The organism is Gemmatimonas sp. (genome assembly GCF_036405635.1).
Classification (GTDB): Bacteria; Gemmatimonadota; Gemmatimonadetes; order Gemmatimonadales; family Gemmatimonadaceae; genus Gemmatimonas.
Genome location: NZ_DASWXE010000101.1, coordinates 15,488 through 33,508 on the forward strand (window position 1 = coordinate 15,488; position 18,021 = coordinate 33,508).

At 64.7% G+C, this 18,021-nt stretch carries 17 protein-coding genes and 1 tRNA gene; 12 read left to right on the plus strand and 6 right to left on the minus strand.

Annotated elements, in window-relative coordinates:
* Position 1: 1 nt before the first annotated feature.
* Entirely contained in the window at positions 2 to 2,440 is a 2,439-nt protein-coding gene (locus VGE27_RS08750) for a PAS domain S-box protein (protein WP_331049270.1), read from the minus strand.
* 172 nt (positions 2,441 to 2,612) lie between these two features.
* On the opposite strand from VGE27_RS08750, the gene VGE27_RS08755 reads away from it, so the two are divergent.
* From VGE27_RS08755 to VGE27_RS08765, 3 genes are all read left to right on the plus strand, one after another.
* A tRNA-Thr gene (locus VGE27_RS08755) sits at positions 2,613 to 2,685 on the plus strand.
* 177 nt (positions 2,686 to 2,862) lie between these two features.
* The gene (locus VGE27_RS08760; RefSeq protein ID WP_331049271.1) at positions 2,863 to 6,033 is read left to right on the plus strand and encodes a sensor histidine kinase; all 3,171 of its coding nucleotides are present in this window, start codon (positions 2,863 to 2,865) and stop codon (positions 6,031 to 6,033) included.
* A gap of 19 nt (positions 6,034 to 6,052) precedes the next feature.
* On the plus strand, positions 6,053 to 6,718 hold the full coding sequence (locus VGE27_RS08765; RefSeq protein ID WP_331049272.1) for a response regulator transcription factor: 666 nt from the start codon (positions 6,053 to 6,055) through the stop codon (positions 6,716 to 6,718).
* Between the two features lie 33 nt (positions 6,719 to 6,751).
* Here the strand turns inward: VGE27_RS08765 and VGE27_RS08770 are convergent, their stop codons facing one another.
* The 5 genes from VGE27_RS08770 to VGE27_RS08790 all read right to left on the minus strand — a co-directional run bounded on the left by VGE27_RS08770 (position 6,752) and on the right by VGE27_RS08790 (position 12,078).
* Positions 6,752 to 7,279 (minus strand): DUF1003 domain-containing protein, encoded by a 528-nt coding sequence (locus VGE27_RS08770; RefSeq protein ID WP_331049273.1) that lies wholly within the window; start codon positions 7,277 to 7,279, stop codon positions 6,752 to 6,754.
* Between the two features lie 67 nt (positions 7,280 to 7,346).
* Positions 7,347 to 8,732, minus strand: coding sequence for a TolC family protein (locus tag VGE27_RS08775; RefSeq protein ID WP_331049274.1), 1,386 nt, complete (start codon positions 8,730 to 8,732; stop codon positions 7,347 to 7,349).
* Between the two features lie 23 nt (positions 8,733 to 8,755).
* A complete protein-coding gene (locus tag VGE27_RS08780; RefSeq protein WP_331049275.1) occupies positions 8,756 to 9,970 on the minus strand; it encodes an ABC transporter permease in 1,215 nt (404 codons plus the stop codon).
* The gene (locus VGE27_RS08785; RefSeq protein WP_331049276.1) at positions 9,967 to 10,722 is read right to left on the minus strand and encodes an ABC transporter ATP-binding protein; all 756 of its coding nucleotides are present in this window, start codon (positions 10,720 to 10,722) and stop codon (positions 9,967 to 9,969) included. Before VGE27_RS08785 ends, VGE27_RS08780 begins: the two co-directional genes overlap by 4 nt.
* A 12-nt stretch (positions 10,723 to 10,734) precedes the next feature.
* Positions 10,735 to 12,078: an efflux RND transporter periplasmic adaptor subunit gene (locus VGE27_RS08790; RefSeq protein ID WP_331049277.1), complete on the minus strand. Its 1,344-nt coding sequence runs from the start codon at positions 12,076 to 12,078 to the stop codon at positions 10,735 to 10,737.
* A 295-nt stretch (positions 12,079 to 12,373) separates the two neighbouring features.
* On the opposite strand from VGE27_RS08790, the gene VGE27_RS08795 reads away from it, so the two are divergent.
* The 9 genes from VGE27_RS08795 to rplL all read left to right on the plus strand — a co-directional run bounded on the left by VGE27_RS08795 (position 12,374) and on the right by rplL (position 17,934).
* Positions 12,374 to 13,570 (plus strand): sensor histidine kinase, encoded by a 1,197-nt coding sequence (locus tag VGE27_RS08795; protein WP_331049278.1) that lies wholly within the window; start codon positions 12,374 to 12,376, stop codon positions 13,568 to 13,570.
* On the plus strand, positions 13,571 to 14,413 hold the full coding sequence (locus tag VGE27_RS08800) for a LytTR family DNA-binding domain-containing protein (protein ID WP_331049279.1): 843 nt from the start codon (positions 13,571 to 13,573) through the stop codon (positions 14,411 to 14,413).
* 298 nt (positions 14,414 to 14,711) lie between these two features.
* Positions 14,712 to 14,864, plus strand: a complete 153-nt coding sequence (rpmG, locus tag VGE27_RS08805) for a 50S ribosomal protein L33 (protein WP_012682337.1) — start codon at positions 14,712 to 14,714, stop codon at positions 14,862 to 14,864.
* Positions 14,865 to 14,866: 2 nt separating this feature from the next.
* Entirely contained in the window at positions 14,867 to 15,100 is a 234-nt protein-coding gene (secE, locus tag VGE27_RS08810) for a preprotein translocase subunit SecE (protein ID WP_331049280.1), read from the plus strand.
* A gap of 10 nt (positions 15,101 to 15,110) precedes the next feature.
* Positions 15,111 to 15,668 (plus strand): transcription termination/antitermination protein NusG, encoded by a 558-nt coding sequence (gene nusG, locus VGE27_RS08815; RefSeq protein WP_331049281.1) that lies wholly within the window; start codon positions 15,111 to 15,113, stop codon positions 15,666 to 15,668.
* A gap of 164 nt (positions 15,669 to 15,832) precedes the next feature.
* Positions 15,833 to 16,255 carry a 50S ribosomal protein L11 gene (rplK, locus tag VGE27_RS08820; protein ID WP_331049282.1) on the plus strand — a complete coding sequence of 141 codons (423 nt, stop codon included), beginning with the start codon at positions 15,833 to 15,835 and terminating at the stop codon, positions 16,253 to 16,255.
* A 5-nt stretch (positions 16,256 to 16,260) separates the two neighbouring features.
* Positions 16,261 to 16,950, plus strand: a complete 690-nt coding sequence (gene rplA / locus VGE27_RS08825; protein WP_331049283.1) for a 50S ribosomal protein L1 — start codon at positions 16,261 to 16,263, stop codon at positions 16,948 to 16,950.
* 15 nt (positions 16,951 to 16,965) lie between these two features.
* Positions 16,966 to 17,469, plus strand: coding sequence for a 50S ribosomal protein L10 (gene rplJ / locus VGE27_RS08830; protein WP_331049284.1), 504 nt, complete (start codon positions 16,966 to 16,968; stop codon positions 17,467 to 17,469).
* Positions 17,470 to 17,550: 81 nt separating this feature from the next.
* The gene (gene rplL / locus VGE27_RS08835) at positions 17,551 to 17,934 is read left to right on the plus strand and encodes a 50S ribosomal protein L7/L12 (RefSeq protein WP_331049285.1); all 384 of its coding nucleotides are present in this window, start codon (positions 17,551 to 17,553) and stop codon (positions 17,932 to 17,934) included.
* Positions 17,935 to 18,021: the final 87 nt, after the last annotated feature.

An 18,021-nucleotide genomic window follows, 5' to 3' on the forward strand; every position in this document is an offset into this window, starting at 1 on the left:
TTCAGGCCGCTGCGCGCGCCGCGCGTCGCGTGCGCTTGACCTCATACAGCGTTTCGTCGGCACTGCGCAGGAGCTCGTCGAGCGTGGTCGCCTGGTCCGGGTCGAACGCTGCGTAGCCGAAGCTCATGCCGATCGGGCATGGGCACACCCCGAGTGCGTTCACCTCATGCAGTGCGACTTCGATCTTCTCGCGCAGCGTGTCGATGGTGTCAGCCGGCGTGTCGAGCAGCAACGCCACATACTCGTCACCGCCAAGGCGCGCAACGATGTCGCTCGACCGGAAACACGAACGCAGCACCGATGCAATCGTCTGCAGCACCCGATCACCCACCTCGTGGCCGTAGGTGTCGTTCACCTGCTTGAAGTAGTCAGCGTCGCCGTAGAGCATGAGCGCAGGGGCTTTCCGGCGCCGCGCATCCTCGAGCCGCGAGTTCGCCATCGCGAAGAACCCACGACGGTTGAACAGCCCTGTCAGCTCGTCGTTCATCGCCTGCGTACGCAGCATCTCTTCGGCGCTCTTGCGATCGGTGGCGTCGCGCATCACGCACACCAATCCGCCCGTGGGCAACAGTGTGATGGAGAGCTCCTGCGGGAAGATGTCGCCGTTTGCCCGCATCCCGATCACTTCACCGCTCCATGCGCCAAGTCGCGTCACGAGAGGAATGATGTCCCGTTCGATGCGTAGCGCTTCCTCCGAGGGGAAACGGGAGGTCCATGGGCGGCCGATCAGATTGCGTGGACGATCGCGATGCACACGCGCATACGCGTGATTCACGAATTCGAGCCCGCCACCCACACTGACGATACCAATGCCGTCCGTGGTGACCGCAAGCGCTGCCGCGAGCTGCTGGCGTTCCCGTTCCTCCGTCTTGCGACTGGTGATGTCACGCTCGACCGAGATCCACGATTCGATGACGCCCCGTTCATCGCGCAAGGGAGTGGTGTGCACTTCCATCCAGAACGGCGTACCGTCGCGGCGATAGTTGAGCACCTCGCCCGAGAACGGTTCGCCCTGGCGGGCCGCAGCGCGCATGCGCTCCACGGTGTCGGCAGCCGTGTGAGTGCCGTGCAGGAGTTCGCCTGGGCGTTTGCCGATGGCTTCGTCCAGACTGTATCCCGTAGCCTCGGTCCACGCGCGGTTCACCCAGGTGAGCCGGAGTTGTGCATCGGTCATCGCGATGGGCTGGTCGGTCTGTTCCAGCACCACGGAGAACGACCGCAAGCGCTCCGCCGTCGCGCGTTCCTCGGTGATGTCCACGAACGATCCCACCACGCCGCGCCGTCCATCCAGATCGAACTGTTCGCTCTGCACCAGTCGCAGGTTGAATCGCAGCCAGCGAATGGCACCATCGCGGCGGCGCACCGACACCACGCGGTCCAGCTGTGGCTTGCCCGTGCGCAGTACCTCGTTGAACGGATAGAGCTCCTCGGCCAAAGGAAGCCCCTGGTCGTCGAGCAGTTCGAACACGGATTGTGCACCCACCACCTGCGCGAACTCGGACTCGGGCACGCCAGCAATGCGCGCGGCGCTCGGATTCCAGGCCTGCAGTTGTCCACGATCGTCGCGGAGTACCAGCCCTTCAGCCATGGTGGTGAAGATCGCGCGATAGCGTTCTTCATTGCGGCCGAGTGCGATCTGCACTGACTCCAGCAACTGACGGTGCTGCTCCATCGAGTTCTGTTGGGCCTGCAACTCGAGATTCTGCGATTCCAGTTCGTGGGTCGCATCTTCGAGCGCTGCGGCCTGCTCGGCGAGCTGGGTATTGGACTGCGCAATGGACTTCGCCATCGCGCCCATGCGCATCGCGGCGGGTCGGAGCACCACAAGTACGAGCAGCAGCACCACGAGGACGATGCCACCAAACACGATGCTTTGGTCACGCTGCAGCGCCCGAGTGCGCTGTTCGGTCCACGTCACTTCATTCGCCACGATCGTATCGACCATGCCGATGAACTGGTTGAGACGCAGGACGAGTGAGGCGATTTCGGACTCGCTCAGCGGGCCACGGGTGCCATCCAGCCGATCGGTCACCAGATCGTCGCCTGTGCTGAGCAGCGAAAGAGCCGTCGTGTCCATCCGCAGCAACTCTGCTGCCAAGGTTGGACGGACGGTGGTGGAGCCTTCGGCAGTGTGCGCTGAGATGTCGTGCAGCTTGGCGAGCGACTCTTCGATGGCCGTGCGGGACCACTCGCGTTCGGCGAACCAGGGGCCGCGGGCTTCGGCAGACGGCGCCTGGATGGAGGCGATCGTTCCGAAGATGAACCGCTGGGACAGCATGCGGTCACGCGCGATGAGCGCCGTCCGGGCCGGCACTGCCGTGATCTGCTTCGTGACGGCGCGCACCCACAACCACTCGATTCCGCACAGCGCCACGAATGCGACCATGCAGGCCGCGGCGAGCCGGGTGAACTGTCGGAACGGACTGGTCGTAGCAGGCACGCGCGGAATCTCGGGAATGCGAGTGCCGGACCGTCGTCGGTCCATGCATGGGGCATGGCCGGAAAGGGGACTCCGGCCTTCCACACGGGACGCGCAGTTGACGGGCGTCGTCACGCTCCCGGGTGCCTTGTCCAAGCCCCGTCGACCCAATAGCTTGGGGGTCTGCTGTACTGCTCACGTAGCTCAGTCGGCAGAGCACATCCTTGGTAAGGATGAGGTCACCGGTTCGATCCCGGTCGTGAGCTCTTGGTCATGGTTTTATGGTGAGTCAGCCCCATCGTCTTTCCCGAGGCGGTGGGGCTTCTTGTTTGTCTGACGCGTCCACCCCTCCCGGCCGCTCCGCCCCCTCCGTGGCGACTTCCCGCTGGTCCAGAACCGCGCACACCGTGCGGATCGCGTCCGCTCAGTCGAGCCTCCCGTCCATGTCCTTCTGGCAGATTGTCTGGGCATGCCTGCTGGTGCTGGCGGCGGCCCCCCTGTCGGGGCAGCCCCGGGCGAGCCGGCTGCGGGTCGATCCAGTGGACAGCCGAGTCAGCGCCCGGATCTGGGGTGTGGAGCAGGGGCTTCCGCAGGGCTCGGTCACCGAGTTGGCCCTGGACGGCGACGGCTACGTCTGGGGAGCCACGTTCGGTGGATTGTTCCGGTTCGATGGGCAGATCATCACCCGGTATGCGGTCGCGGACGTGCCCATGTTGGTCACCAACTCCGTGACGGCATTGCTCACGGGGCCTGAAGGCCTGCTGTATGTGGGCACGCCGCTTGGCACCATCGGGAGGATGCGCGGTGGGCGCCTGATCGACACGCTGACGTCCAGCGACCGTCCGTTGCTACTCGGTGTTGATGCGCTGGCCATCGACGGGACCGGCACGACCTGGTTGCGGAGCGGCGACAATGTCCACTTCTACCGCGATGGACGCTGGAGCAAGGGACCTCTTCCGCACCTGTCCTACTCCGGACTGACCGTAGACCGTACGGGCGCACTGCTCTATGCCGGTCCATCCGGCCTGATTCGGGCGACGGCCGAAGGCGAGGAGATTCTCGCGCGCGCGCAGGCCAAGGCCGTCGACGAACATGACTTCGGCATTCATGCCGATCGATACGGTCATGTCTGGCTTGGCCAGCCCGATGGACTGTACGTGCTCATCAACGGCGCGTTGCAGAAGGTGCCCGAAGTGCAGGGGCGGGTGCATGCGATCATCTCTGATGGTCGCGGAATGATCTGGGTGGCGGGTGACAATCGCCTGTACCGCTTTCGCACCGGTGCCTCGCAGGCCGTCGTGTCACGGCCCGAACTGCTGCTACGCACCAACAGCGACATCTTTTCGTTGCTGCTGACACCGGACGATGTGCTGGTGGGCGGTACGCTGCAGGGGCTGTTCACGATGCGCGAGAGCGTGGTGCACGTGACGGAGAATCCAGCGGGCGAAAGGCACCGCGAAGTCTCGTCGATGGTGCCCGCGGGTGCGGGGCGCGCATGGGTGACCGGCAGTTGCACCGATGTCTATCTCATCGACCAGCAGGGTGTGGCGCTCGATTCCATCGCCCGGCCGCGCAATGGCGGCTGCGTGCGCAGCATGCTGCTGGATCGTCGTGGTGCTCTCTGGTTCGGCAACGACGGTGTGGTGAAGCGCCGCGATGCGGCGGGGCAACTGCGGGAATGGGCGCTTCCCCGGTGGGGCAACAATCTCAGCCTCGCGCGCCCCATGATGCTGCTCGGCGACACGCTGATGTTCGGCCTCTCCGACGGACGTATCGCGGGCATCGCCCCCGACGACTCGTTGCGTATGATGGCGCCGTGGGATCAGGTGTCCAACCTCGCCATCGAATCGATGGTACGCGACGACGATGGCACCATCTGGGTGGGCCAACTTGGGCGCATCACACGGTGGCGCGGCCGTACGCTCGAAGTTTCTGCACAGGCCGAAGGTGTGCCACGCGCCGTCCCCCGCGCGTTGCTTGTGGAGCCGGGGCGCGGTGTCTGGATCGGCACGTACGGTAGCGGATTGTGGTATCTCGCACCCGGCGAGCGTGCGCGCGCTGTCCCGCTGGTCGATGAGACCATCTCAGCCCTGCTGGGCGATCAGCGCGGGCGGCTCTGGATGCCGGGAAACCGCGGTATCAGCGTGGTCTCACGAGACGGACTGCGTCGTTGGCTTGTCGACAGTATCGACATTCCGGATGTGCGCCTGCTCAGCGACGGTGATGGGGTGCCGGAGGGCAATGCCGGCTATCCGGCCGCCGCGATGCTGGCGCAGGACGTGCTGGGCTTCGCGTCCGTAGCTGGTCTGGTGACAGTGCACGAGCGGCAAATCCCATCTGCTACGACCACATCCACTGTGCGCGTCGACGAGATTCGCACCTCGAAAGGCCGTCGCCTTGCGGACGAGGGCCGGGTGCGTCTCGCGCCCGATGAACGCATCGTGCTGCTCACCTTCAGCGCACCGACCTTCCGTTTCGCCGACGAAGTGCAGTTCCGCTATCGCCTGGAAGGGCGCGACCGGGAGTGGGTGTCCGCGGGCATCAATCGGGAGTTGCGCCTTGTGACGGAGGAGCCGGGCACATACACGCTGCGGCTCGAATCCCGTGTACCGGGTGGTCAGTGGCAGGCGGCCGACCCCATCCAGTTCGATGTGCAGCCGATGCTGCTCGAGCGCCAGTCACTGCGCGTGTTCCTGGCCATGGCCGTGATTGGTCTGGCGGTACTCTTCTATCGTCAGCGCATCAACGGGCTGCAGGCCGTGGCGAGCGCGCGCGAGATCAGTCTGCATGCCCGTCGTGATGCGGCCGAGGAAGCCGCTCGACACGAGCGGGAGCTGGCGCAGGTCGGGCGCCTGGGCGTGGCTGGCGAACTCACGGCGTCGCTGTCGCACGAGCTCGGCCAACCGTTGGCGGCCATCGTGAACAATGCCGAGGTCGCGCGGCGCATGATCGAGCGCGGTCGCGATGGGCGGCATGTGGATCGACGTGCACTGGACGATGTGCTGCGCGATGTCGTGACGCAGGGGCATCGGGCGTCGGAGATCGTGCGCGAATTTCGCCGTTTCCTGCGTCGTGAAAAGGGCGAACGCGAAACCATGGCGGTGCGCGAACTGATGGACAGCGCGGCGCTCCTGTTGCGCCACGAGTACAGCGCCGCCCAGGTGCCGCTCGAGATACGCATCGCGGATCGCACACCCACCATCACGGTGGAACGGGTCCTGATCCAGCAGGTGATCGTCAACCTGCTGCAGAATGCGCTTGAAGCCGTGCGGCGCGTGCAGGGCGGCAAGGTGCTGCTACGTGCCCGCCCAGTGGCACGGGGTATTCGTATCACGGTACTGGACAATGGTCGGGGTTTCTCGCGCGATGTGCGGCGGCTGGCCTTCGAGCCCTTCGTGACCTCCCGTGCCACTGGGATGGGGCTGGGACTCGCCATCGCACGCCGTGTGGTCGATGCGCACGGAGGACATATCGCGGTGGGGTGCTTCCCCAAGGGCGGCGCTGTCGTATCCTTCTGGATCCCGTCCGTGCCGACTCCTTCGGAGCATTCCGATTCTCTTGTGCCGCCACAAATCGTGGCGACGGCATTCCGGGAAGAGACGTTGAAGGGCTGACGCTATCCGGAGTGATGTGATGGAAGAGAACAATCGGAATACCACTGTGCCGGCGCAGAACGGGATGGGGGCATCACTGCCTGCTGCAACGGTCGCGGTCGTCGACGACGACGCGGCGGCGCGGATCTCGCTCGTGCGCCTGCTGCAGCTCGAGGGATACACGGTCCACGAATTTGAAGCAGCGAGCGCTTTTCTGGAGGCACCGGATGCGACGTGCTATTCGTGCATCGTCACCGACCTGCGCATGCCCGGGGTCACGGGTCTCGACCTGCAGAAGTCACTCGAGGGGCGCGGCGTTTTCGTGCCCCTCGTGTTTGTGACAGCATTCGGCACCGTCCCGGCCAGCGTGCAGGCCATGCGCAGTGGTGCCGTGGACTTCCTGGAAAAGCCGGCCGACCCCAGCGCATTGCTCGATGCCGTGCAGCGCGCCGTGGCCCGGCGTGCGGCTCACAGCAGCAAGCACGAGCTGCTCACGGCCGTGCTGCAGCGCATCGAACGCCTCACGGCACGCGAGCGCGAAGTGTTCGAAGGTGTCGCGCGCGGGCTGCCCAACAAGAGCATCGCCACCGAACTCGGCATCGCGCTCAAGACAGTCAAGGTGCACCGCGGCCGTGTCATGACGAAGATGGGCGCCGAATCGGTGGCAGATCTCGTGCGCGCCAAGGAAATCCTGGGCGACAAGTAGGCGTCGTCCACTGAACGGTGCCCCGCCATCACATCATGAGCGGGGCCCCAGGGATTCGCGCAGCGCCGTCATCTCCTGCTGCAGTGTTTCCAGGCGACTCTGCACGAGTCGAATCTCCAGCTCCGCTTTGAGATTCACTTCGTAGTCATTCCCGGCCACCAGTCGGTCGCGCTCAGCCTGCCGATTCTGCGACATGAGAATCACCGGCGCCTGCAAGGCGGCCAGCATCGACAGCATCAGGTTGAGGAAGACATACGGGTAGGGGTCGAACGCATCCCTCCGCGGGCCGAGGACGGCCGTGTTCAGCAACGTCCACGCCACCATTCCCACAATGAAGGTGATGATGAACGGCCACGAACCGCCGAAGGCGGCGATGCGGTCCGCCATGCGATCGCCAAACGTGCTTTCGGTTCGGAATTCGTGTTCGGTGTCGCGCACCAACGGCAAATCCAGCAACAATCGACCGAGCGCTCGGCGCTCGTCTTCACTCAATCCATCGAATGCTGCGGACCGGAGCGATTGCAACAAGGCTTCGGAGGGGGGCAGTGCGTCAGCGGGCATCGTCGTGGGGGCAGACGTACCGGGGAGTGGCGCCGGAAGTGGCACCACTCCCGCTGACTGGAATTGACTAGCGTGCCGCCGCTCCCGACAGGGAAGCCAGCGTGGTGTTCTCAGGCACCATGTCGCCCACATAGTACGACATCAGCGACTGCTGGAAGGCGAGCGCGTACTTGGCGGTCACCACCGCGCTGGCGGCTTGTACCAGCTGGGCACGCGCCGACGTCACTTCCACGAGCGTGCCGGCGCCGACCGAATAACGTCGAGCCTGTGTGTTCGCCGCCAACTCTGCCGCCGCAAACTGGACCCTTGCCGCATCGTACTGCTCCACGGCCGCGGTGTGGTTCAGGTAGGCCTCACGAACTTCCGCCGACACGGCCAAGCGACGATCCTGCAGCGACAATCGCGCATTGTCGGCCGCGATACGCGCCTGTTGGGCCGCCACACTGGCCTGACGTCGGTCGAAGATGGGGACGCTCAGCGCGACACCGAGCGAACCACTGCGTCGCTGATTGAACTGGTCGCCGAACGACAAGTCGCTGGCCGAATTGAACGCTGTGCCGTAACCCAGGCTCATGGACACCTGTGGCAGGCGCGAACCGGCCGCGTTGCGCACCGTGAACGCCGTGGCCTCCACGCGCGTGTCGAGCGCATCCAGATCAGCCCGCGAACCCAGCGCCCGCACCAGCAGGCTGTCCAGGTCGAAACGCACCACGCGCATCGAATCCGCCATGGCCGGCGCCACAAAGTCGTAGTGCCCCCGCGGATCGAGCTGCAGCGCGCGAATGAGAGCCACGCGCGCCAGCTCGCGGTCACGTTGCGCGGTGACCAGTGAAAACTGCGCGCTGGCCACGGTCGCCTGCTGCTGATACTGATCGGAGATCGGCCTGGCGCCGGCGCGCACCATGCGCTGAATCACGGTGTCCTGCGACATTTGCGCCGACAGATTGTCGCGCAGGACTCGCACCTGCTCCTCCCGCTGCACCAGCGTCAGGAAGCCCGACGCCGCGGTGAACACGGCGGTCTGCCGTGCACGGGCCAGATCGGAATCGTTCGCCTCGTTCGAAAGGCGCGCTTCCTTCAGTTGGGCGATGTTGCGCCCACCGTCGTACACGGTCAGCGCCGAGTTGGCGTTCAGGTTGACCGACGTGGTCGTCTGGTCGACGATGCGCCCTTCGTTCTGGTTGAACGTGAAGCCGTACGATTCGACGGTGTTGGTGCTCAGCGAAAACGACGGCAGAAACGCCGAGGAGCGCTGGCGCACGGTGGCCGAGCTGGTGGCCACCGAGTTCTCGGCTTGCCGCACCGCCACGCTCTGCTTGAGAGCGATGCGCACTGCGTCATCGAAGGTGACCGTGATGGCGCCCTGGGCCGCGGCGTGCGACGTCACGCCCATCGTGGCGACGCTCAACGCGATGGCGGCGCGCCTGACCGAAATGCTGTGAAACGAAAGCATCGTATGAGTTCTCCTGCGCGCGTTCATTCGTAGCGCAGCGCCTGAATGGGGTCCAGCGCAGCCGCCTTGCGCGCCGGGTAGTAGCCGAAGAAGACACCAACCGCCGCCGAGAAGCCCGTGGCGATGAGGATGGACGTGATGGAGGTGGTGGTGTGCCAGCCTGTCACACGCCCCACGATCATCGAGCCGCCGATGCCGGCCAGCAGCCCGACGATGCCGCCCATCAGACACAGCACCACGCTTTCTACGAGGAACTGCGTCAGCACATCCGATCCGCGCGCACCGATGGCCATGCGGATACCGATCTCGCGGGTGCGCTCCGTCACCGACACGAGCATGATGTTCATGATGCCGATGCCGCCAACCACCAGCGAGATGGATGCGATGGCCGCCAGCAGCGCCGTCATGACCGTCGTGGTACTGGTGGCCGTGGTCGCCAGCGCCGACTGATCGCGCACCGTGAAGTCATCGGCGCCCCCACCGATGCGGTGCGACTCGCGCATGATGTCACTGATCTCCGCCATCGCGGCGGGGATGTCCTTCGTGTTGTCCGTCATCGCCAGGATGGAGCCGATGAAGAAGAAGTTGCTGATGCGCGTCTGGGCCGTGCTGTAGGGGACCACGACGATATCGTCCTGGTCGGTGCCCGTCGCCGCCTGACCCTTGCCCGCCATCACACCAATCACCGTGAACGGTGTGCGACCCAGGCGAACACGCTGGCCTACGGCGTTGCCATCGGGGAAGAGACCATTGGCGACGGTCTTGCCGAGAATCACCACGGTGCGCTTGCCCTGCACATCTTCTTCCGTGAACTCCGCGCCACTCTCCACCGTCCAGTTGCGGATGCGGAAGAAACCGGTGGACACACCATTCACTTCCGTACGCCAGTTGCCCGTGGTGGCGATGACCTGGGTACGGGTGTTGATCACCGGCGAGACGGCCGACAAGAGTGTGCCTTCGCGCTGCAGCTTCTCGACGTCGTCGATGGTGAGGCGGTTGAAGGTCTGTGCGCCCTGATTGGAGCCACCAGCCTGCGTGGTGCCTGGCGTGACGACGATCAGGTTGGTGCCGAGCGTGGCGATCTGCGCCTCGATCTGGCCCCGTGCACCCGCACCGATGGCCACCATCACGATGACGGCAGCCACACCGATCACGATGCCAAGCATCGTGAGGAAGGTGCGCATCTTGTTCTTGACGATGCTCTGCATCGCCATCCGAAGCAGGACCATGAGCTTCATGCGACCACCTCCTGCGCATCGTAGGCCGCCAGATCGACGGCAGCGTCACCACGGTCTTCCACCGGATGGTCCTTTCGGATCTTGCCGTCGCGCATCTCCACGATGCGCTTGGCGTAATGACTCACTTCGGGTTCGTGCGTGACCAGGAGGATCGTGATCCCCTGGTTGTTGAGCTGCTGGAACAACGCCATCACATCGAGCGTGGTGCGCGTGTCGAGATTGCCCGTGGGCTCGTCGGCAAGCAGGAGCGTCGGACTGGTTACCAGCGCGCGGGCGATGGCCACGCGCTGCTGCTGTCCACCGGAGAGTTCACTCGGGTGGTGGTCCATGCGCTTGCCAAGCCCCACGCGTTCGAGTGCTGCACGCGACAACGCCTTGGTGTCCTTGTGCCGGGCCAGACGATCGTAGAGCAACGGCAGCTCCACGTTGTCCAGCGCCGACGTGCGCGAAAGCAGATTGAACCCCTGGAACACGAACCCGAGCTTGTGATTGCGCAGGTCTGCGCGCTCGTTGCGGGTCATACCGTCCACCTGCACGCCGTCCAGCAGGTAGGTGCCAGCCGAAGGCGTGTCGAGGCAGCCGAGGATGTTCATCAGGGTGGACTTGCCGGAGCCGGACGTGCCCATGACGGCGATGAATTCACCGGGCATGACCGTGAGATCCACCTGCCGCAGGGCGGCCACCTCGGTGGAACCCATCCGGTAGGTACGCGTCAGTCCGCGTACCTCGATGACGGGAGTGTTGGTGGTCATGTCAGCCTCCGATCAGAACGGACCCGGGGGGCCGCCACGACCACGCTGCTGCTGCTGCTGTTGAAACGGACTCGCGGTGGTGCCGGATGTCGCGTTGGTCGCGCCACCGGCGTTGGAGCCGATCACCACCTGCATGCCGGCGGTGATGCCGTCGCCACGGATCTCGGTGCGAGTACCATCGGTGATGCCGATATGCACGCGATGCGGAACCAACTTGGTGCCTTCGAGTGTGTAGATCGTACTCATGTCCGAGCGCGGGCCACCCGCACGCCGGCCTTCGCCTGGCGCGCCGCCGCCAAATCCGCCTGCGCCCTGACCACCGGCGCGCGGGGTACCACCAGCGACGTTCGGGCCAGCGCCAGGCGCGCCCTGCGGTGTCGCAGCAGCCGAGCCGCCAGCGGTTGCCGTGGCGCGTCGTGCGGCACTGTCGGCCGGATCCACCGGCGGGCGGAAACGCAGCGCGGTGTTCGCCACCATCAGCACGTCGGTGGCTTCACCGGTCACGAACTGCACGGTGGCCGTCATGCCGGGCAGCAGCGCACCGTCGGGGTTTGCCACGTCGATCACGACCGTGTAGCTCACGACGTTGTTGGCCGTCGTGGAGGCGAGGCGCACCTGTTCTACCTTGCCACGGAACTGGCGGTCCTGAAACGACTGTACGGTGAAGCGCGCCTGTTGGCCTTCCTTGATGGCGCCGATGTCCGTCTCATCGACCGACGCGAGGATCTGCATGTGCGACAAATCGTTCGCGATCACGAACAGCTTCGGTGCAGACAAGCTGGCGGCCACGGTCTGCCCGAGGTTGATCGCACGCTCGATCACCACACCGTCGATGGGTGCGTAGATGTTGGTGTATGCGAGATTCTGTCGCGCGCGCTCGAGAGCGATCTGCGCGGAGGTCACGCTCGTCTGCGCGAGGGCGAGAGTCGTGCGGGCGGTGTTGAACTCCGTCTCCGTCACGATCTTCTCGTCATGCAGCGTCTTCGTGCGCTCGAATTCTTCCTTGGCCTGCGCGAGAGACGCCTGCGCCCGGGCCACACCCGCCTCTGCATCCTGCACTGCCTGCTTGAGCAGAATCGGATCGATGCGTGCAATGAGCTGACCCTTCTTCACGCGGGTGTTGAAGTCCACCAGCAGCTCGGACACCTGGCCCGACACCTGCGTGCCCACTTCCACAGTTTGCACGGCACTGAGCGTGCCCGACGCTGATACCGTCGATCGCAGGGATCCCTGTTCCACGGCAGCGAACCGATAGGTCGTTTCTTCAGTGCCACGCTTGGACATGGTCCACATGCCGGCACCGGCGAGAGCGGCAACACCAACGGTCGCCGCCGTGATTTGCATCAGCCTGTTCATGGTCGTTCGGATAAGGGCGGAACGGGCGGGGGGCGCCCGGCGCGCGTCCACCACGGCGGTGGGGCGCGGTCCACTCACCTTGGTAGACGGCGGCCAGCGCCGACGTTTATGGCCGCGGCACGAACCGCCGTTTGGTGTTCCGAACCGTCGGATGACGCGCATGAACGCCAGACTCTGCATGTTGGATGACGCTTCGTATGGCGCCCTGGGCGGCTCATGGGTCGCTGTCCGTCATCTGGAACACCGGCCGGCTTTCCTGCTGGCGGACCTCCGCAGCGCCGGGGTATGCTGGACCATGCCACGCGATCGCCTGCGCGCCGATCTGTCGACGCTGTCGACGACGGGAACACACGCCGTCCTCTCCACCAGTGTGTCCCGCCGTGAACGCCTGCTCATCGCGGCGTTCTGGCTGCTCTATGCCGTGATCACGGTGGTCAATGTGCTCTTCGGGGGGCGTCGCGGTCCCGATGGCACCTCGGATGGTGTCATCTTCTGGATCGCCATCGCGGAAGCCGTGGGCTGGGCGCTCGCGACGCCATTGCTATTCGAGCTGGTCGCCGGACACACGGTGGAAGAAGGCGAAGACGCACTCACTCCGGGCGAGTTGCTCCGCTTCGTGTTGATCGGGTTGGGCGTCGTCGGTTTGATGACCGCGTTCGGCGTCGGGTTGCGGGCCGCGCTGTTTCCTCCGCGCCGCGGTGGCGGCGGTCCCCCGATCTGGTTTGCGTTCACCAACAACGCCGTGCTGTACGGTGCCGTGATCGCTGCGGGGCTGGCGCGGGCCTACTCACTGCAATCGCGGTGGCGTGAGCAGCGTGCGGTGCGACTCGAGGCCGAGTTGGCTTTGGCCACGCTGGCCACACTCCGTCAGCAGATCGATCCGCACTTCCTGTTCAACACGCTCAACCTCATCTCGTCGCTCGTCGATCGGGACCCCAAAGGCGTGCGGCGCATGATTGCGCGCCTGAGCGAACTGCTGCGCGCGAGTCTCGAGACGGGGGGGCGGCAGGAGATTCCACTCCGGCAGGAGTTGGCACTGCTCAATGCGTACCTCGACATCATGCGGATGCGCTTCGGCGCACGACTCTCCATCACACAGTCGGTGGATGAATCACTCATGGATGTATTCGTGCCGAGCTTCCTGCTGCAACCGCTCGCCGAGAACGCGATGCGTCATGGCATCGAGCCCCTGCGTGGTGAGGGGGTCGTGGAAGTGGATGTGCAGCGACTGGCGAACGAACTGGTGATCCAGGTGCGCGACAATGGCAGCGAGGCGCTGCTGTCTCGTCGCCTCGACGCGGCGGCCGACCCCGCGTTGCCGGTGGCAGACAATCGGGACTTTGATGCCCCCGGTGGAGCTGGCGGCATCGGGTTGGGTAACACCCGCGCGCGGCTCCTTCAATTGTATGGACCTTCGGCGGCCCTCGAGCTCCGCCGCGAGGCCTCCATGACCGTCGCTGAAGTGCGCCTGCCGATTCCGGAGGCGATGTAGATGAGCGTGAACACTCGGCTACGGGTCCTGCTCGTGGATGACGAGGAGTTCAACCGGCTCCGCCTGCGCGACCTCCTGGAGATGGAGTCGGATGTGGAGATCGTGGGCGAAGCGTCCGATGGCGTGGAAGCGGTGGAGCAAATCCGCACGCTACGTCCCGATCTCGTCTTCCTCGACATCCGCATGCCGGGAATCACCGGCCTGGAGGTGGTGCGCCAGGTGGGCGCGGGCGCCATGCCGGTCACGGTGTTCGTGACCGCGTACGACCAGCATGCGGTGGAGGCGTTCCGGCTGGCGGCGCTCGACTTTCTGGTCAAGCCATTCGATGATGAGCGATTCGCCGAGACATTGCAGCGGGCGCGAAAGCTGGTGGTGTTGAATGATCTGGCCACGATGCGCTCGCGGTTGATCGAAGTATTGGGGACGCCGGCGATGGCGGTCGGATCAGCGGATGGGCAGGGCGGTGCTGCGGGCGTAGGCACTGGTCATGGTCCTGCAGCGGATGGCTATCTGGAACGGATTGCGGTGGAGTCGCAGGGAACCGTCAAGCCCGTTCCGGTGGCCGATATCGACTACATCCTCGCCAGCGGGCCGTATGCGGAGCTGGTGGTGGCGGGTCGGCGCCATCTCGTCCGGGAGTCCATGCAGTCTCTGGAGGACCGCCTCGATCCTCGCCGGTTCCTGCGCATCCATCGGTCGGTGATTGTGCGGCTGGACCGAGTGGAGGGGCTCAAGCGCGGGGCCGGTGGAGACGGCGAGGTGCTGCTGAAGGGCGGTGGGCGGCTTCGGGTGAGCCGGACCCGTCGGGAGGCGCTGGAGCGCTGGCTCGGCATGCTGGACTGAGTGCAGCGGGGGCGAAACGGCAACCCGGACGGGGGATCTTGCGTGGCGTTTCGGCGGCGCTTCGGGCCCCAGTGGGGAGGACTAAGCTCCCGTGGCAGAGGCACTTGCGAGACCGTCCCGGGCCGTGTGGACAGGGCGGGCCCGTGACTTGCGGGTGGCAACCGACCGCGCTACGTTGCAAGGCTCACCCTACACCGGCGAAATCCGGTGGTGGGTTGTCTGACGCCACGAAGTACGTGGCGATTTTCGCCACTGTCGCAGCCAACGCGTTGTCCGCAACGCAGCACGGAGCCGTTTCATGCCGCGCGAGAAGATCATCCTCGGGTGCACCGAGTGTAAGAACCGCAATTACTTCACGATGAAGAACAAGCGTCTTCATCCTGAGCGCGTGGAGTGGAAGAAGTACTGCCCGCGCTGCAACAAGCATCAGACGCACAAGGAAACCAAGTAGTCATGAATGCTCCCGTCGAGGTAACCCGTCCGGGAGCCGGCACGCGGCTGGTCACGTTCTATCATGAAGTGATCGCCGAGATGAAGAAGGTCACCTGGCCGGATCGCCCGCAGCTGCAGCAGGCGACCATTCAGATCATCATCTTCGTGCTGGTCCTTGGTGCTGTGATCGGGCTCGTGGATGTGGCGTTGCAGGCGCTGCTGGTGCGCTTGCCCAGCATGCTCCTCGGCAGTTGAGCGCGCACCCATGACCGTGTCGATGCTCGAGCACCGTTGGTATGCGATTCAGACGACGTCCGGCCACGAGAACAAGGTGCAGCGGCTGATCCAGCGAAAGATCGACATGGATCCGGCGCAGCCTGAGGATCGTCTCATCCGTCAGGCGCTCGTGCCGACGCAGGAAGTGGTGGAAATCAAGAACGGCAAGAAGGTCACCGTCGAACGCAAGATTTTCCCGGGCTACGTGCTCGTGGAGATGGTGGCGAGTCAGGATACGTTGCACGAGATCAACGCCATTCAGGGCGTGATCAAGTTTGTGGGGAAGGACAAGGATCCGATGCCGCTGCGCGACGACGAAGTGCGTCGCCTGCTGGGGCAGGCGGATCTGGCCGATGAGGCGCCGGTGCGTGAGGAGATTCCGTTCCTCGTGGGGCAGGCGGTGGCGATCACCGAAGGCCCGTTCGCCGACTTCAACGGCACGGTGGAAGAGATCTTGCCCGACAAGGGCAAGGTGCGTGTGTCGGTCAGCTTGTTCGGCCGACCGACGTCCGTGGAGTTGGACTACCTCCAGCTGCGCGGATACTAGGAAAAGCGGTCTCGGGTTTGGCGTCCCGGGTTTGGTGTCCCCGAACTCGCAACACCAAACCCATGACGGCTTTGCAGGGCGTCGCTACCACACGACGAAAAACACCGTGGCAGCAAGACCACGCACGGATTGTCCGCGTGTGGAACTCGCGATGAGGAAGTCGCATGGCCAAGAAGGTCACTGGATTCGTCAAGCTGCAGATTCCTGCAGGCAAGGCGAACCCGGCGCCCCCAGTAGGTACGGCCCTCGGTCCCCAGGGTATCAATATCATGGGGTTCTGCAAGGAGTTTAACGCTCGCACGCAGGGCGGGGATATGATCATCCCCGTCGAGGTCACGATCTACGGAGACAAGTCATTCACCTTCATTCTCAAGACGCCCCCCGCGGCGGAATTGATCAAGAAGGAGCTTGGCGTGGAGAGGGGCTCGGGTCAGCCGAACAAGGTGAAGGTGGGGACGATCAGCCGCGCGCAGCTCGAGAAGATTGCGACGGTGAAGATGCCCGACCTCAACTGTGATTCCATGGAGAGCGCAGTGGCGATGATCGCCGGTGCCGCACGCTCGATGGGCATCACGGTGAAGGATTGAGTCTCATGAAGACGAACGGGAAGAAGTATCGCGCCGCGAGTGAGCGCCGCGAACTCGGCAAGTCGTATGAGGCCAAGCAGGCGATCGCCCTGGTGAAGCAGATGGCGTTCGCGAAGTTCGACGAGACCGTCGAAATCGCGATCCGTCTCGGGGTTGATCCGCGTCACGCCGATCAGGTGGTGCGCGGCACGGTGGTGCTTCCGGCCGGTACCGGCAAGACGATGCGTGTGCTCGTCATCGCCACGGGTGCCAAGGTGCAGGAAGCGCAGGAAGCCGGCGCCGACTTTGTGGGAACCGAGTATCTCCAGAAGATCAAGGACGGCTGGCTCGATTTCGACGTGCTGATCGCCACTCCGGACCAGATGGGACAGCTCGGCCAGCTCGGCCGCGTCCTCGGTCCGCGTGGTCTCATGCCGAATCCGAAGGCAGGCACGGTGACCTTCGATGTGGGTAAGGCGGTGCGCGAGTCGAAGGGTGGCAAGATCGAATTCCGCGTCGACAAGGGTGGCAATGTGCACGCCCCGATCGGCAAGGTGTCGTTCGCGCCTGACCAGCTCGAGACCAACTTCACCGCACTGATGGACACCATCGTGCGTGCGAAGCCGGCCGCGGCGAAGGGCCTTTACATCCGCAACGTCGCGATCTCCAGCTCCATGGGTCCTGGCGTCACCATCGACACCACGCCGTTCCGGTAAGAGGGAGACGTCACCATGAAAGGAAAGCCGAAGGCCAAGCAGAGCGACAAGCAGATCCTGGTCGACAGCCTGAAGACGCAGCTCAGCGGCGCGCAGGCGGTCTACTACACCGACTTCACGGGCTTGAACGTGAAGCGCATGACGGATCTGCGTCGCCGCCTGAAGAAGGCCGGTGTCGATTACGTCGTGATCAAGAACACGCTGGCGCTCCGTGCCGTCAACGAGAGCGGGCTGGTTTCCCAGCGTCTGAAAGGCCCGACGGGGGTGGTGGTTGCAAAGGATGGCATCACGGCGGCCAAGGTGATCTCCGACTTCGCGAAGGAGAATGACCAGCGGCCTGCGGTGAAGGGTGGGATCTACGAAGGCAATACGGTCGACGAAGCGATGGTCAAGAAGTTGGCCGCGCTCCCGAACCGTGAGGATGCCCTGTCGATCTTCGCCGGCTACCTCAACAGCATCCCGATGATGTTCGCCCTCGCCCTCGACGCCCGTAAGGCGCAGCTCGAAGGCTCCAACTGAGTTCCCCAGGCGTTCGCCGCAAGGCATCCCTGATCACAAACGCCCCAGGCCCCCTGGGGGAGATACGGAGAAAGTACCACCATGGCTAACACCACCCTGAGCAAGGACGAGATCCTCGACGCGATCGGCGCCATGAGCGTCATCGAGCTGTCCGAGCTCATCGAAGCGTTCAAGACGAAGTTCAACGTCACCATCGCGGCCGTTGCCGCGGGCGGCGGCGGTGCGGCGGCTCCGGCGGCTGCGGCCGAAGAGCAGACCGAGTTCACGGTCGTCCTCAAGGAAGCGGGCGCCAAGAAGATCCAGGTCATCAAGGTGGTGCGCGAGCTCACCGGCCTGGGCCTCAAGGAAGCCAAGGACCTGGTCGACGGCGCGCCGAAGACCCTGAAGGAAAACGTGTCGAAGGACGAAGCCGCGCAGATCAAGGCCAAGCTCGAGGCCGAAGGCGCTGGCGTCGAAGTCAAGTAAAGTCCGGCTCAGGCCAGGCTCTACGTCGACACCCCGCAGTTCCGTCGTTGTATCGCTCCTCCCCGGGGGCTCCGGTCGCGATTTCGT

Coding starts and splice junctions, on each gene's coding strand:
- secE (WP_331049280.1), top strand. CDS start 14,867: ATGAATGCTCCCGTCGAGGTAACCCGTCCGGGAGCCGGCACGCGGCTG.
- VGE27_RS08785 (WP_331049276.1), bottom strand. CDS start 10,722: ATGACCACCAACACTCCCGTCATCGAGGTACGCGGACTGACGCGTACC.
- VGE27_RS08800 (WP_331049279.1), top strand. CDS start 13,571: ATGAGCGTGAACACTCGGCTACGGGTCCTGCTCGTGGATGACGAGGAG.
- VGE27_RS08765 (WP_331049272.1), top strand. CDS start 6,053: ATGGAAGAGAACAATCGGAATACCACTGTGCCGGCGCAGAACGGGATG.
- VGE27_RS08795 (WP_331049278.1), top strand. CDS start 12,374: ATGCCACGCGATCGCCTGCGCGCCGATCTGTCGACGCTGTCGACGACG.
- rplA (WP_331049283.1), top strand. CDS start 16,261: ATGAAGACGAACGGGAAGAAGTATCGCGCCGCGAGTGAGCGCCGCGAA.
- VGE27_RS08760 (WP_331049271.1), top strand. CDS start 2,863: ATGTCCTTCTGGCAGATTGTCTGGGCATGCCTGCTGGTGCTGGCGGCG.
- VGE27_RS08775 (WP_331049274.1), bottom strand. CDS start 8,732: ATGCTTTCGTTTCACAGCATTTCGGTCAGGCGCGCCGCCATCGCGTTG.
- rpmG (WP_012682337.1), top strand. CDS start 14,712: ATGCCGCGCGAGAAGATCATCCTCGGGTGCACCGAGTGTAAGAACCGC.
- rplJ (WP_331049284.1), top strand. CDS start 16,966: ATGAAAGGAAAGCCGAAGGCCAAGCAGAGCGACAAGCAGATCCTGGTC.
- rplL (WP_331049285.1), top strand. CDS start 17,551: ATGGCTAACACCACCCTGAGCAAGGACGAGATCCTCGACGCGATCGGC.
- VGE27_RS08770 (WP_331049273.1), bottom strand. CDS start 7,279: ATGCCCGCTGACGCACTGCCCCCCTCCGAAGCCTTGTTGCAATCGCTC.
- VGE27_RS08780 (WP_331049275.1), bottom strand. CDS start 9,970: ATGAAGCTCATGGTCCTGCTTCGGATGGCGATGCAGAGCATCGTCAAG.
- nusG (WP_331049281.1), top strand. CDS start 15,111: ATGACCGTGTCGATGCTCGAGCACCGTTGGTATGCGATTCAGACGACG.
- VGE27_RS08790 (WP_331049277.1), bottom strand. CDS start 12,078: ATGAACAGGCTGATGCAAATCACGGCGGCGACCGTTGGTGTTGCCGCT.
- rplK (WP_331049282.1), top strand. CDS start 15,833: ATGGCCAAGAAGGTCACTGGATTCGTCAAGCTGCAGATTCCTGCAGGC.